This is a genomic window from Geofilum sp. OHC36d9 (assembly GCF_052400685.1).
In the GTDB taxonomy this organism is placed as follows: domain Bacteria; phylum Bacteroidota; class Bacteroidia; order Bacteroidales; family Marinilabiliaceae; genus CAZHHH01.
Map to the genome: position 1 here is coordinate 161,597 of NZ_JBQTGJ010000005.1, position 15,574 is coordinate 177,170.

Sequence of the window (15,574 nt, forward strand, 5' to 3'; positions counted from 1 at the left end):
ACCAAAACTAAGGCTCAACGACCAATGAGCGCACATCATATCAGCCACAATTATTTGCCTATTAGCCAAATTAGATATCACGCAGTTTCAGGAAGGTCACAAAACAAGCCATAACAAGCCACAAAAATTCTCCCATAGATGTTGAATAAATTTAAATTCCACTTCTATGGGAGAATCATTTTAAACTACCAGTTTAAGACATTACTAATGTCCCGGATTTTGGTCTTCCTGACTAATAGCCGTATTAGCCGAAATTTCGGATTGAGGTATGGGAAACAGTTCATGTTTATTACTCATAAAACCCATCGCTCCCAATTCCTGCTCGGCAAGGCCCCAACGAATCAGATCCCAGTAACGACAGCCCTCAAAGGCAAGTTCCAGTTGACGCTCTTTAATAATTGCTTCGCGCAAGTCTGCCTGAGAAATAGAGAGAGGGAGTTCATCGAGTTCGGCCCGTTTTCGCACCTTATTTATTTCAACAACCCCAAGTTCCGGCTTATCATCTTCATTATAAGCTTCAGCGGCCATCAACAGCACATCGGCATAACGGATCAAACGCCAGTTAGTGCTATAATTCAATTCGGCAGCAGCACCGCCTCTGGAATTTGTTTCTGAAGCAAAAGTGGCATATTTTAACCGCAAATAGCCTTCATAATCATGCGCGGGAACCGCATTCCCATCCTCGTCTTCATCGGCCACTATTGAACCTCCGGCATCAAGAAACTCCGTTTCGCTCATAAGTGACGCTTTGTAACGTGGTCCGTTATCACCCATCTCATTAAAAGCACTTCCAATTTTAGCTGTAGGCAAATTAAATCCCCAACCAGGAATAATACCAATTTTATCCAAATTAGAAAAGAAAGGAGAACGAGGCCCCATCAACTGAACATGAATATTTGACTCCTGCTCGCCATTCCATCCAAAATTGCCCCAGTCATAGCCTTCCTGCTGGGTATACTCTAATTCAAAAACAGACTCCACACCAAATTCACCAACACGACGCCAGATATTATCAAATACAGGTTCAAGATCATACTCAGTTCCTTCTGTCAGTATAACCTGGCTCAATACCTCATGCGCCTCAGACCATTTTTCCTGATAAAGATAAACCTTACCCAACATTGCCTGAGCTGCTCCTTTGGCTATACGGAACTTATGATTATCAGAATAAGTCGACTTTAATGATAATACAGAAATAGCATCTATCAAATCCGTTTCTATTTGCTCATAAATGGTGGCTTTTGCAACACGTGGCATGTTATATCCTGAATCATCAGTCGCATTTTGAGTAAAAAACGGAACATCTCCAAACATCACCACCAGTTCAAAATAATTCCAGGCTCTCATAGCTTTTGCTTCAGCCACAATTTGTTCTCGGAAACTATTTGATGTTCCCACTCTTTCAATAATCGTATTACAATGATTTATTGTTTTGTAGAAACCTTCCCAAATAGCCGTAGTGACAGTATTATCGGCCTCATTCTTAAAATCATCAAGATTTTGATATGAAAGTTGGTCAGATGCTGAAGACCCGGCATTCACATCATCGGCCGGCAGATTCTTCACAAAAAAGGCACTATTCCAGTCACGGCCATAATTCCATTGCATCAGATTATACCCTCCCACCATCATCGACCAGACTTCATCGTCATTAGCAGGAAAGTCGGAACTTTCAATTTTCCCGGCCGGATCAATTTGCAAAAAGTCTTCGCTGCAGGCCGACAAAAGGAACAAAAACAGAATCGGCAAATATTTAAAAAAATTATATCGTTTCATAATAATCAACATTTTAAAGGATTAAAAATTAACAGACAAACCGAACATCACTTTTCGGGGAATGGGATAAACGCCCCTGTCGATACCCTGGCTCAAGTTATTGGTACTACCAGCTTCAGGATCCAATCCTTCATAATTTGTAAATGTAAAGAAATCGTCTAACGACATATAAACTCTGGTTCGGCCTATGCCCCACTGTCCGATTACCTCTTTGGGCAAAGAATAACCCAACTGAATTTGTTTAATACGCATGTAAGAACCGTCCTGAACCATTAAATCGCTTCGATAAATATATTCGCTATCGCCATTAGCCCGGGGCATAGAAGCCTGCTTATTACTTTCAGTCCAACGATCTTCAAAGAAGTAAGTAGGTTTATTAGAAGTTGGTCTATCGGGACGATACCAGGCTGTATAAATGTCATTCCCCCGGGTGCCCTGTAGAAACAAAGCAAAGTCGATGCCCTTATATTCAAGACTTAGGTTAGCACCATAAATTAAGTCGGGGTGCGGATTCCCAATATTGGTCAAATCGGCAGAAGTGATTTTTCCATCCTTACTGACATCAACAATATTAGGTAATCCTGTTGTTTCGTTAATCCCATTGGTCTTGTATCCATTAAAATACCAAATAGGTTCCCCTTCGGCAAACCAGGTCAAATCGTACCCCCTAACATTAGCACCGGCAATTGGGGTGTCCTGAAGCAAATCAGTCACTTCATTTTTCTGCGTCGAGAAATTGGCATTGGCACTAATTCGAACCTCACCGATCATATCATTATACCCGACTTCAAATTCCCAACCTTTATTAGAGACATCTCCTCCATTAATGTAAGGAAAATTATACCCCATTGAGGCAGGATATGTTCCTTCGACAATTAAGTCACGGGTATTCTTTTGGTAATAATCCACAGAAAAATTCAAGGTACTATTAAGCGTTCTCAAATCGACCCCTATAGAAAGCTGTTCTGAGCGCTCCCAGAGCAACTCTTTATTGGTCAATCGATCAATTTCGGCACCTGTGTAATAACCATCCTCAGCCGGATAAGGATAAAAAATATTATAAGCAATCCAATACTCTTTATCCTCATTACCCTGAAGGTTGGAAATACTACCATTCTGTCCCCAGCTAGCTCTGACCTTTAGATAATCCATAAAAGGCGCATTCCAAAAATCTTCTTCAGAAATGACCCAGCCACCGGAAACAGCCGGAAAAACAGCTCCTTTTTTATCCTCCGGATAAACACTTGACGCATCGCGTCGAAGAGAAGTCTCAAACAAATATTTTCCGAGATAGCTGTACGACAAACGCCCAAACACAGAAGTCATTGTTCGTTCCTCTATATCGCCTGTAACCTTGTCCTGCTCCCGCGATTTTGAATAGCTATGATAGGCATATTTATCACCTTCGCGCACCATCGGACCTGAATACATATACCAATTGGGATGCTGATATTTCTCGGCCGAATAACCTGCCATAATCGTAGCATCGTGATCGCCGGTTAAAAAATTATAACTGGCAAAATTTTCCCATTGCCAGGTAAAATATTTATGAATATCATCACTAAGCGTATTTGAGCCATTCTGACTCTCTGACGAAAAATAGTATTTTTTATTCCAGTTATGATCCTGACTGTAAAGCATATCCAACCCCAGCCGAGAGGTAAACACCAATCCTTTCATGGGGGACACATTAACAAACATGGTTCCCATTAGCTGATCACGCGTAATCTTATTATTATAAGTCAACAACTTCGCAACAGGATTCCCAATTTCTCCATCCACATTAAGTGGCAACGCATAGTACCGCCCTTTCTCATCCATGAGAACAGTTTGTCCATCAGCAATGGCATCGAGAACCTTCTGCGATTCATCTCCCTTCTCATAATAAACCGGAGTTATGGGATCAATGAGTAGCGCATTATTCAAAACACCACGGTACTCATCATCTTCACCGATTGATTTACGATTGGAATGCGAATAGGTAAATGTGTTACCGACTTCCAGCCAATCCTTTATTTTATTGGATCCATTGAAACGGAAAGACAAACGCTCATACGAAGCTTTATCGCCTCCCACAACACCATCCTGTTGATTATAAGAAACAGAAGCCAGATAACTTGATTTATCAGTACCACCGGAAAAACTCAAACGATGTTTTTGCATCGGCGCCGACTCAAAAATCTCGTCCAACCAGTCGGTGCCATTACCAGTTCCGGCAGGAACCACAATATTGGCGCCTTCCTGCTCACTCATGTACTGAGTGTACTCGGTGGCATTCATTAGCTCCATTTTGCTTTTCACACTTTGAACACCATACTGAAAATCATACGAAACCTTACCTTCTCCTTTTTTACCTCTTTTGGTTGTAATAATAATAACCCCGTTTCCACCTTCCGATCCATAAATAGCTGATGACGATGCATCTTTCAGCACCTCAATAGACTCAATGTCGCCCGGTTCAATATTGTCAATACTACGGGTTTTCATACCATCCACAATATACAAGGGATCTGAGTTAAGATTGGAACCGGTACCACGTATTCTAACCTTAGCGCCCGCGCCTGGAGATCCAGAAGTTGGAAGAATAGTCACACCAGCCGTACGGCCCTGAATAGCCTGTTCGACGCGTGTAGCCGGTGCTGTTGAAATCTCATCAGCCCCAACGCTGGAGATGGCGCCGGTCACCAAAGATTTTTTCTTAACACCGTATCCAACTACAATAACTTCCTCCAAATCGCTGGCAGCAGTGGACAGAACAACATCTATAACAGACTGGTTACCAACAATAACATTTTGCTCATCAAATCCAATAAAACTAAATTGAAGCGTTGCATCGGATGATGCATTAATAGAATATTTACCGTCTATATCGGTAACGGTCCCTTGTGCTGTTCCTTTTATGACGACATTAACACCAGGCAGCGGGGTGCTTTCTTCATCGGTCACAACACCGGTTATCAACTGTCCGCCGCCCTGCCCATAAGCAGACGATAAAATCATAAAGGCAGCAAAAACTGGCAGCAAAACTCTGCCAACTTGACTTTTGACCTTTTTTAACAGGTCATTTTTCCCATAAAAACAATTTTTTTCCATAATTTTGGAATTCTTAATTTAACATAAATACAACACGAATTAAGACGGCATTCAGTCGGTACAATCGCCAAATTTTTCCGACTGAATGCTTTTTTAATCTACTATTTAATCAACAAAGCATCCAACCCTCCGGCCAGATATACTAAAGGAGCATTCCAATTAATTGCTATTTCGTTGGTTGAATAACTACAAGCTAAATCGACATACGATTTCGCCGGGAACAAACTGCGTTCTGCATTGGGACAGTCGGCAAATACCACTGTATTGGGTCCTCCGGCAAGAAAACCAGGCACTGGTTCAACCACTCCGTCGGCAATGGAAGGTCGATGGTGAATATTCATCACTTTTTTATCGCCGAAACCGGTTACAAAACAGTAACCCGTCGCATTGCGACCCAACAAATAATCGATATCGGAAAGAGCCGAATGCCAATAGTCATCGCTACCCGTTAATTTGCAGGCAAAAAGTTTCAACATTGCTTCGTTGGCTACCCGGGAATTGCTGCCCCATTCGAAGGAAGAAAGGCTTATGCCATAAGGTGATGTTTTTGACACCTCAACCAATTCGTCGACCAAAGACAGAAAATCAGATTTCAGTTGATGAATCCAAACATCATCCTTCAAAGAAACGTCATCAAGCAAAGACAAAACACCTAAAGCATCCACCTGGCTCCAACCAGGGATCGATGGCCGCTGGTAATAAGACTTTGCAGCCTCCAGGTACTTTTGATCACCCGTTGCCAGAAATAATTCGGCAGAGGCCCAGAACCATTCGTCCGTCAAAACGTCATCATCGTAAGCACCAGTGCTGACATCGCCAGGCTGAAAGTATAATAAATCAGGATTTTTCAGAGCCCAATCATATGCTTTGATAGCCTTGAGCAAAGCTTCCTCCCCCATCTCCACCAAATCGTTATACCGACACAAAATACCAGCACTATGGGCAGCCAGAGCTGCAAAATCGAGTGTTGCAGAGGTGCTTTTAGAGACCACGAAACGCTTGTTAACAGCCTGATGCGGCATCACAAAATCCTCAAATTTCAAAGTTGTCAATTTATGATATACGCCACCATCGTTGGGATCCTGCATCGTCAAAACCCATTTTAGATTATAAAGCGTCTCAGTTAATAAATCAGGATGAGCCGAATCGGCATCAGGTAATCCTATCCGCAACTGATCAAAGTAATCCGGAAAATCCTGTAAAGCTCTCAACAAAGTATAGGTACTTATGCCACTATTTACAATGTACTTATTATAATCACCGGCATCATACCACCCCATGGGTGATGAGATAACCGTTCCTGTCGGACGATTTTCATCAGCAGCCGAGGCATGCACATATACAATCGTATCAGGATGACCAGCCAAACGGGCCCATGGCCCACCAAACACCGAATCAACAGCCATGCCTGAACGATTATAATAAAACGCTTTCACGGCTGCTTTAGCCACATCAGTAAAAGGTTGCTCTAACACATTAATTTCCCGTTCCGCTCCATTCATCACCAAACGATACTGCCCCGGGACATCAATCGCAGATAAATTAACTTTACGCACCGAATCTCCACTTAACGGCCAATAAACAGGGGCGTCAGCAGATGCGCGCAGAACCTCTCTGCCGGAAGCATTTCTAACGATGACTTCGGTAACATCCGGACTGACAAGAACCATTTTAGGTGCATCCACCATATAACCCACCTGATTATATAAGATGACCGGCTCAGATAATTCGCCCTGACTGTCACAAGCCGCACACCAGAGTGTGATCATTGAAAAAAGAAAAAAAGACTTTAATGTGTTCATTGCATAACAACTTTAGATACCTGTCGAAAAATTTATCCTAAAACAACATCAACATTATACACGCCTTCAGGCATAACTGGAATTAGATTAGTATCCAACAATTTTCCGTCGACGCTTATTTTTGCCACCCCTTTATTCACGCTACGCGGGTTTGCAACTTTAATTTTAAAAGTGGCGCCACGAAACTTACGAACAACTTCAAATCCCTTCCATCCCTTTGGAATACAAGGGTCAACTAACAAACCGTCATACTGTGGTCTGACCCCTAATATGTAGCGCGATACAGCATAAAAATTCCAGGCAGCCGTCCCGGTTAACCAAGAGTTCTTCGCTTCGCCCGGTTTAAACGCATCTTTACCTGATATCATCTGAGCATACACATAAGGCTCTGTTTTATGCAAATCGCTAATACTTTCAAGATACGAGGGACAAATCTTCTTATAATATTCCCAGGCCTGATCGCCGCGACCTAACATCGTCTCACCAATAATAATCCAGGGATTATTATGACAAAAAATACCGGCATTTTCCTTATAACCTGCCGGATACGTTGATATCTCACCATACTCAACCACATAACGCGTAAATGCCGGATTATTCAATACAATGCCATAGTCACAATCGAGATGCTCTTTCACAGAATCAAGGGCTTTTTCAACCAAACCCGCCTCTCTTCCAATTTCAGCCATTGAGCACCAACCCTGTGACTCAATAAATATTTTGCCTTCTTCATTCTCAGCACTTCCCACCTTCTTTCCGTAAAAATCGTAGGCTCGTAAATACCAATCGCCATCCCAGCCATCTTTTATCACAGCCTGAACCATATTGTCAACATGCACCTGAGCCGCCTCCGCCTCCGTCTCCTTACCTATTTGACGGCACAACTGAACGTATTCCCGACCATACATCACAAACAGGCCTGCAATCATCAACGATTCAGCTGAACCTCCCGATTGGTTCTCCGTAGTTTGAAACGATTCATTGGGATTGGTAGAAAAACAATTCAGATTAAGACAATCATTCCAGTCGGCACGACCAATCAAAGGCAAACCATGAGGTCCTAAATTGTTTACCACATGATAAAAAGAAGCCTTCAAATGCTCAAAATGCGATTTGGCATTGTTTTCATCATTATCAAAAGGCACTATTTCATCCAACAGACTAAAATCGCCCGTTTCTTTAATATAATCAGTTGTGGATAGAATGAGCCATAATGGATCGTCGTTAAAATTACCACCAATGGCATCATTTCCCCGCTTGGTTAAAGGCTGATACTGATGGTAGGCACCACCGTCTTCAAACTGCGTTGAAGCAATGTCAATAATACGTTCGCGTGCCCGTTCAGGAATCTGATGCACAAACCCAATTAAATCCTGATTGCTGTCGCGGAATCCCATGCCACGCCCAATGCCCACTTCAAAGAAAGAAGCCGAACGCGACATATTAAATGTTACCATACATTGATACTGATTCCAGATATTGACCATACGATCCAACTTCTCATCGCCACTTTTAACCGTATAAACACTCAATAACTGATTCCAATAAGACTGAAGTTCATCAAAAGCAGCATTCACTTTGGCACTGGTGTCAAACCGTTGAATAAGGGCTTTGGCCTTTGTTTTATTGATAACATTCTTTGACTCCCATTTGTCATTATCGTCGTTCTCAACATATCCTAAAACAAAAACCAACTCCTTGCTCTCACCAGCTTTCAGTTCAATCTCCAAATAATGAGAAGCAACAGGCGACCAGCCATGTGCATGCGAGTTACGGGGTTTCCCCTCCAACACAGCCTGGGGTTCACTGTATTCATTATACAAACCTACAAAACTCTCCCGATCGGTGTCAAACCCCTGTATCGCTTCATTAACATGATAAAAAGCATAATGATTACGACGTTCTTTGTATTCTGTTTTATGATAAAGAGTTGAACCATCAACCTCCACTTCTCCTGTGCTAAAATTTCGTTGCAGGTTATTTTGATCGTCTTCGGCATTCCACAAACACCACTCCTGAAAAGAAAACAATTTAATTTTTTTGGTCTCGGAAGAGCTGTTTGTCAACTTCATTTTTTGCACTTCACACCATGATTTAAGCGGAACAAAGAACAATACTTCTGCTTCCAGACCGTTTTTAGCCCCGGTAATACGGGTATAGCTTAAACCGTGACGACATTCGTATTTATCCAGAGGCGTCTTCACCGGCTTCCATCCCGGCGACCAAATGGTGTTATTATCATTAATATAAAAATAGCGACCACCGTTATCCATCGGCACATTATTATAACGATAGCGAGTCAATCGTCTAAACTTGGCATCTTTATAAAACGAATATCCGCCGGCGGTATTGGAAATCAAAGAAAAGAAATCTTCATTACCAAGATAATTAATCCAGGGCCAAGGCGTCTGAGGATTATTAATAACATACTCCCTATTGTCATCGTCAAAAAATCCGTATTTCATAATAAAAAAATTAATAGTCGTTGTTGTTTGTCTTTACTATATTTCTGAAGCCAATTCGTTGGCTCTTCGTTTATTTAATTCTGTTGTTATTTCATCCATCTTAGACTGATTCAGCGGATAAAAAATCATTAAAACAGCCCCCACAAAGGCTATAATAGCCGGTAGCCAACTCATCAGGAGCACGATTCCCGGTATCGCGCCTTCAATTGCAACAGAATCCTGTCCATTATAATGATAGGCTGCCAGAACCATTCCAATGATAGCACCTGCCACCCCGCCCCCAAATTTTGTTGAAAAAGAACCAGCCGAATAGATTAAGCCGGTGGCGCGTCGCCCATTTTTATATTCAGAGTAGTCAGCAGCATCGCCTAACATGGCAAAAAATAGTGTTGGGAATATGGCTGCCCCAAATTCAGAGACAATACCAATTGCAAAAATACTTGTTATATCGCCGGGGCCACAGAATACCAAAAGTGCGTTAACAGCCCCCGAAAAAATAAACGCATAAATAAAAAGCTTTCGCTTCCCAAAACGACGCGCCAAAAATGATGTTGCCATAGCACCGGCAATAGAGGCTACCATTAACGCCACCATATAAGACGCGGCCAATAGCTGATTATGAATATAATGGGCAAAATAAATAACGACAATACCCTGTTTTATGGAATTGTAAACCTGAAAAACCAATCCAACAATCAGTAGTACAAGCCAAGGTTGGTTCTTAACCAAATCAACAAAATCCTGTTTAAGATTACTTTTCTGAGTTTTGGGCACCTTTATACGCTCTTTTGTGCTCACAAAAGTGATAAACAAGGCCAAAGACAAAACTATAGATAACAGATAAATGGCATTACTGTACCCTTTTTTTTGGTCGATAATAGTAAAATTATCAGGCTGTAAGCCATTCTCACCTGTAACAATAAAAGAATACGGCTTTCCACCCTCCATTGAAAAACTTTTACTCTTGGTAGGCACATTAACACTATCAGGAATGGTCTCATCATTCCATACAAAAGTAGCAATACCATGCTTTGTGCTAACATTAACATTTTCAACATCCGCATCCACCGAAATCATAAGTTCATACTTATTCTGACCCAATTCATCCAACGTTACGTTAGGCTGAATATCACCATAGTATGCCACAAGATAAAGCAAAGCCCCCTGCACAATCATGCCTCCTGCAAAAGCCCCCACCATACGGAAAGAGCCAATACTGGTTCGCACCTTATCATCACCAGTCATTACAGCCATCAAGGCACCATAAGGTATATTATTGGCAGTATATACCAGTGTAAATATGATATACGTAGAATAGGCATAAATAATTTTACCAACCGGGCTCAAATCAGGTGTTGTAAACAGCAGAGACAAAATACCACCCAACGGAATCGCCGTCCACAAAATCCATGGTCTGAATTTTCCATATTTAGTATTGGTTCGGTCGCCGATCATGCCCATCACAACATCGCTTACACCATCCCCAAAACGGGCAATTAGCATCAGCAGTCCTACAGCAGCAGGATTTAAGCCAAACACATCTGTATAAAAAATAATTAAAAAGGTAGAAACACCCCGCCAGGCAATGTTTGCAGCACCATCGCCCAAAGCGTATCCGATCTTCTCCTTCAGGGAAACCTTTTCCAATATATTCATCCGTAAATATTTTGTTTGTCAGAGTCTGAGACGACTCTATATTTATAATTTGCACAAGTGATTGTGCTTTTTCGCAAACAGATTCGCTTCATATCTTTATATTTTGAATTTTCTGTTACCAGATAATACGCTCCAGATACTTCCACATGAAAAGTTATTCTCACATGGTTCGTTTTATCAAATTATTAAATCTCTTTCATTTGAGAGACAGTTCTATCAGACGATTTGTAATGACACACCACAAAAGCATGTATTTACACTTAACTATATAGCAAAATCCATTAACTCTTTACGCGAATTTTCATAAACCTGTCTGTCAAACACATACAAACGAGCAGGCTTATGAGCAACCCCAGTTTGCTTCTCCTCTAAAGGGATCAAATATTTCATCCGTGCCACTTTTTTTCGAAAATTTCTCTTGTCAAGTTCAACGCCCAATATCACTTCATATAAACGTTGCAGTTGCGACAGCGTAAATTTCGGAGGAAGAAGTTCAAAACCAACAGGTTCATTCAACAACTTATGTCGCAACGCCTCCAGTGCTGACGCCAAAATATCCATATGGTCAAAAGCCAGATCGGTAATCTCAGAAACCGGCATCCATCGAACATTTCGACCTTTCCATTCCAGCGTTACTTTGTCGGTAGCCAGCAATGAAAAATAGCCTACTGTAACAATTCGTTGGTCGGGATTACGGCCACTTGCCGCCAACCAAAGGCGGTCATTCTCGCGACTAATCCGATTCGGCAATCCAAACGTTTTAAACTGTTCAAGAAAAATCCCTTTCAATCCGGTTAAATCGAAAAGAATACGAGCCGCCGCTTCATCCAAGTCCTCATCTTCGTATATATGATTCCCAGCTAACGTCAAATCGGTAAATAGTTCCTCGCCTGTTTCTTCATTTACCATCACACGGTCAACCAAAAGCACATTTAATGTTGTAAAGTCAAAACCAAAAATGACACAGTCAACAGATATCTGATCATTTAAAACCCGGAAATCATCACTAAGATGTTTGTCGTCATCCATTATCATTATATTACGTTAGTGTTTTTATTACACTTTCTAAACACACTGCTAAAATAGAACATTTACAATAAATTGCAAATACTAAAATTTATATTTTTTAATCATCTTTTACAATAACCAACCATAAACCTTAGAAATATCAATGTCTTTGTGTGGATTAGACACTAACTATTTTGGCGTTATTTATAAATAATCTAAATAATAAAAACAGATAAAACTATTTTGGGAGAACGCTTAACCAGAGATTGAAAAGCCAAACAAATTAAGCACAAAATTGCAAGAAGAAACCACAATCAGGCCAGACTTAAACCAGATATACATCACTAGAATTAGGAATGCATATAGATGGGCCATTTATAAAAAACAAATGTTCCATCTATTAAAAGAAGTTATTTTTTATTTAACGATTGAATTTCATTGTACCAGTTCTGAAGAATAAAAAAAGCTTTCTTTTTTATCAACTGATCAGAAACAAGACCTTTGCGATTAAAACCATCCTGAATTCCAGGCAGTGGTCTGCGAGGCGAGCGGAAATCCATCAAAATCCAAGGTGTAACCCCAGCCAAACCTTTCATCCGCTTCATCATATTAATATTATGGATATAAAGATTTTCCTGAAACTCTTCAGTCCACCGTTGATTGGCATCACCATGCAGCCCCTGAAGTGCACCAGCGCCTACTTCACTAATAAACACAGGTTTATTCTGGGTAAAGGTCCAATTTAGCCGGTCACATTTATCAGGCAGGCCATCGTACCAACCCACATATTGATTAAAACTAAGAACATCCAGTTCGTCAGCCAATGGGTCACCAATTGTTTTAGTGTTTGCATCAACACTATGCACCTCCATAGCCATTGCTACCAAGCGGGTTGAATCAAGTTGCTTAACATCGTGTATTAACGTTCGTAGAAACAGATTACGAGTCGCCGACACCGGCGTTTCATTGGAAATAGACCAAATGATTATATTGGCCCGATTTTTATCGCGGTGAATCATTTCCGCAAGCTGATTACGGGCATTTGCAAGCGTGGCTGCATTATCCCAATTTATGGTCCAGTAAACAGGAATTTCAGACCAAACAAGGAGGCCCTGTCTTTCCGCTTCTTTCACCATGGCTTCATTGTGCGGATAATGTGCAAGACGCACAAAATTACAGTTCAACTCCTTAGCCAGGCCTATTAAAACTTTAGCGTCGGCCTCAGACCAGGCACGACCAGAACGAAATGGCGCTTCCTCATGAATACTAATCCCTCGCGCAAATATTTCCTGCCCATTAAGAATTAACTTTTTGCCTTCAGCTTTAATAGTTCTAAAACCAATCTGGTCCTGGACCTCATCAGATTCGGACCTAATTATAATACGATAAAGTTTTGGCGATTCAGGAGACCAAAGTTGAGGCTTAGTGCTCAAAGAAAAATCAGCTCGTCCGGAAGCATCAGTTCTTAAAACCTTATCTACCTTCAATTCAGGTATCACAACGTGCACATTCTGTTGCTTTTGTGTGCCATCCAACTGAACATAACCGTTAATTAACTTACAATTAGAAGGATCGAGAACCAAATGATAATCACGAATAAAGGTTTCAGGGACCTCAATCAATTTCACCGAACGGGTAATGCCTCCATAATTATACCAATCGGTATTATCAGTAGGAACACCTTCAGGCCGCCTACGATTATCAACTTTTAATATTAAAGAATTACCACTCTTCAATACCTGATCAGTGACTTCAAAATTGAAAGGCGTAAATCCGCCTTCATGAACCCCAAGCTTTACTCTATTAAAATAGACATGGGTTTCATAATTAACTGCACCGAAATAAACAAAATAGCGCATATTGGCAGACTTATCAACGTCAAACTTACGTCGATACCATATATTCCCTTCATAATAAAACAATTTATCATCCTGTGTATTCCAATCGCCGGGAACGCGAAGAGTCTGTTCATCATCAAAATTATATTCCAATAAATCCGAAGGCGACTGAATCTTCTGGTCCATAAAATAACCGTCAATGCGAGGTAATTTACGGTAGTTATAATATCCATTTTCGTACATATCTACCATATACTTCCAGTGGCCATCAAGCATTTGAATCCGCCGTCCGTCGGTATTCTGAATCAATGGAGCCAGCCCTTCATTATTTGAAGCTTTCGATTCCCAAAAAAACAATAAGAATAAGCACCAAATAAAAATAACATATTTCATATGATTATATTTTGTTTCTCAATTGCCATATGGAACTCGCCGGATAATCATTCTTCTGTGTGAGAGATTACTCTCATGGCTCGTTTCATATGATTAAATTTATCTTTCAATGGTCATATGGAACTCTCGATGAATTTTAATCATTCTCCTGTGTGTATTTTAGAATGCTAAAATTCATGTTCGTTTCATATGTTTATAATTTGTTTTTCAGTTGCCATATGGAACTCGCCTAGCTTAATCATCCCTCTGTGTGTGAAACAATTCCCACGGCTCGTTTCTAATCTTCTAACTTTAACGTCTAATTTTAGGAATTGATACTAAGCTAAAGATCAAAACATGTTTGTCGCGTTAATTCTTCCCAAATACCAGATGTTGATATAATCCTTCACAGGCATCCTCTAACAAATCAAGAACCATTTCAAAGCCTGCTTCTCCGCCGTAATAAGGATCAGGCACCTCTTCGGCCTGTCCCTGAATCAAAAAATCGGTCATCTTCCGAATCTTCCCTTGGCATTCTGTTGGCGCTAAACGCTTTAAATCCCTGATGTTCTGATCATCCATCCCAATTATAATATCATAATAATCAAAATCAACGGGGCTTTTTATTGGCCGGCTGATATTATTGAGCAGATACCCCCGTTCACTGGCATGCTTTTTCATTCGACTGTCCGCCGGCTCCCCGGCATGCACAGACAGAATACCCGCAGAATCAATTTCGAAATTATTTTCCGCATCATATTTTTCAACCACACTAATCATCACAGCTTTGGCACTCGGCGAACGACAAATATTTCCCAAACAAACAAACAAAATTTTCGTCTTATCCATACAAATATAATTTATCGATTAACATGAAACAGCAACTGGCCTTCAGGCACTTGTTGTCCATCCTTAAAACGATAATAAAAAGCCCCCTTTTTCGATTCGGTGGTATTTTTAAGATTCAACCGTTCCAAAATATTTAGCGACAACACTTTTTTCCGAAAGTTACCCGGTTCAAAAGATTTCTGAAAAATAGTCTCATAAAGCACCCTCAACTGAGTAAGGGTAAAAATTTCAGGCAATAATTCACGTCCAACCAACTCAGATGCGGCTCTGTTCTGAAGACTTTTCATCGCTTCAGCCACCATTTCTTCATGATCAAAAATCAATTTTGGAATTTCAGCAACCGGCCACCATTGTGCACCAAGTTCGCCTACGGAATTCCGGTCGTGTTCATTCAATCGAATAAGAGCCACAAAAGTAACACTTATCACACGCGTTCCCGGTTCCCTATCAACTTTAGAAAAAGCCCCGATCTGTTCCAAAAAAATATTTTCCAAACCTGTCGTTTGAAACAAAACGCGCCGGGCCGCATCCTCAAGCGATTCATCGGACCTCATGAATCCACCCATAAGCGACCATTCACCTTTACAGGGCTCAATAACTCTATGAAACAACAACAATTTAAGTTCACCGGCCTCATAACCAAATATAACACAGTCAACTGCTAAATGAAACTTCGGGTTCTGATTATATATTTCATTCATAACTCGCACAATAA

At 40.8% G+C, this 15,574-nt stretch carries 9 protein-coding genes; all 9 read right to left on the reverse strand.

Annotation, left to right across the window (positions count from 1 at the left end; translation table 11 throughout):
* Window positions 1–204 precede the first annotated feature (204 nt).
* Window positions 205–1,776, reverse strand: a complete 1,572-nt coding sequence (locus ACT3CD_RS07900; protein ID WP_444644568.1) for a RagB/SusD family nutrient uptake outer membrane protein — start codon at window positions 1,774–1,776, stop codon at window positions 205–207.
* 21 nt (window positions 1,777–1,797) lie between these two features.
* Window positions 1,798–4,869 (reverse strand): SusC/RagA family TonB-linked outer membrane protein, encoded by a 3,072-nt coding sequence (locus tag ACT3CD_RS07905; RefSeq protein ID WP_444644570.1) that lies wholly within the window; start codon window positions 4,867–4,869, stop codon window positions 1,798–1,800.
* A gap of 101 nt (window positions 4,870–4,970) precedes the next feature.
* Window positions 4,971–6,671, reverse strand: a complete 1,701-nt coding sequence (locus tag ACT3CD_RS07910) for a glycoside hydrolase family 9 protein (protein WP_444644572.1) — start codon at window positions 6,669–6,671, stop codon at window positions 4,971–4,973.
* Window positions 6,672–6,703: 32 nt separating this feature from the next.
* Window positions 6,704–9,136 (reverse strand): GH36-type glycosyl hydrolase domain-containing protein, encoded by a 2,433-nt coding sequence (locus tag ACT3CD_RS07915; RefSeq protein WP_444644573.1) that lies wholly within the window; start codon window positions 9,134–9,136, stop codon window positions 6,704–6,706.
* A gap of 36 nt (window positions 9,137–9,172) precedes the next feature.
* A complete protein-coding gene (locus ACT3CD_RS07920) occupies window positions 9,173–10,792 on the reverse strand; it encodes an MFS transporter (protein ID WP_444644575.1) in 1,620 nt (539 codons plus the stop codon).
* A gap of 264 nt (window positions 10,793–11,056) precedes the next feature.
* Entirely contained in the window at window positions 11,057–11,821 is a 765-nt protein-coding gene (locus tag ACT3CD_RS07925; protein ID WP_444644577.1) for an NUDIX hydrolase, read from the reverse strand.
* A 389-nt stretch (window positions 11,822–12,210) separates the two neighbouring features.
* On the reverse strand, window positions 12,211–14,031 hold the full coding sequence (locus ACT3CD_RS07930) for a glycoside hydrolase family 2 protein (RefSeq protein WP_444644579.1): 1,821 nt from the start codon (window positions 14,029–14,031) through the stop codon (window positions 12,211–12,213).
* A 348-nt stretch (window positions 14,032–14,379) separates the two neighbouring features.
* Window positions 14,380–14,859: a low molecular weight protein-tyrosine-phosphatase gene (locus ACT3CD_RS07935; RefSeq protein WP_444644581.1), complete on the reverse strand. Its 480-nt coding sequence runs from the start codon at window positions 14,857–14,859 to the stop codon at window positions 14,380–14,382.
* 11 nt (window positions 14,860–14,870) lie between these two features.
* The gene (locus ACT3CD_RS07940) at window positions 14,871–15,560 is read right to left on the reverse strand and encodes an NUDIX hydrolase (RefSeq protein WP_444644583.1); all 690 of its coding nucleotides are present in this window, start codon (window positions 15,558–15,560) and stop codon (window positions 14,871–14,873) included.
* Window positions 15,561–15,574 lie beyond the last annotated feature (14 nt).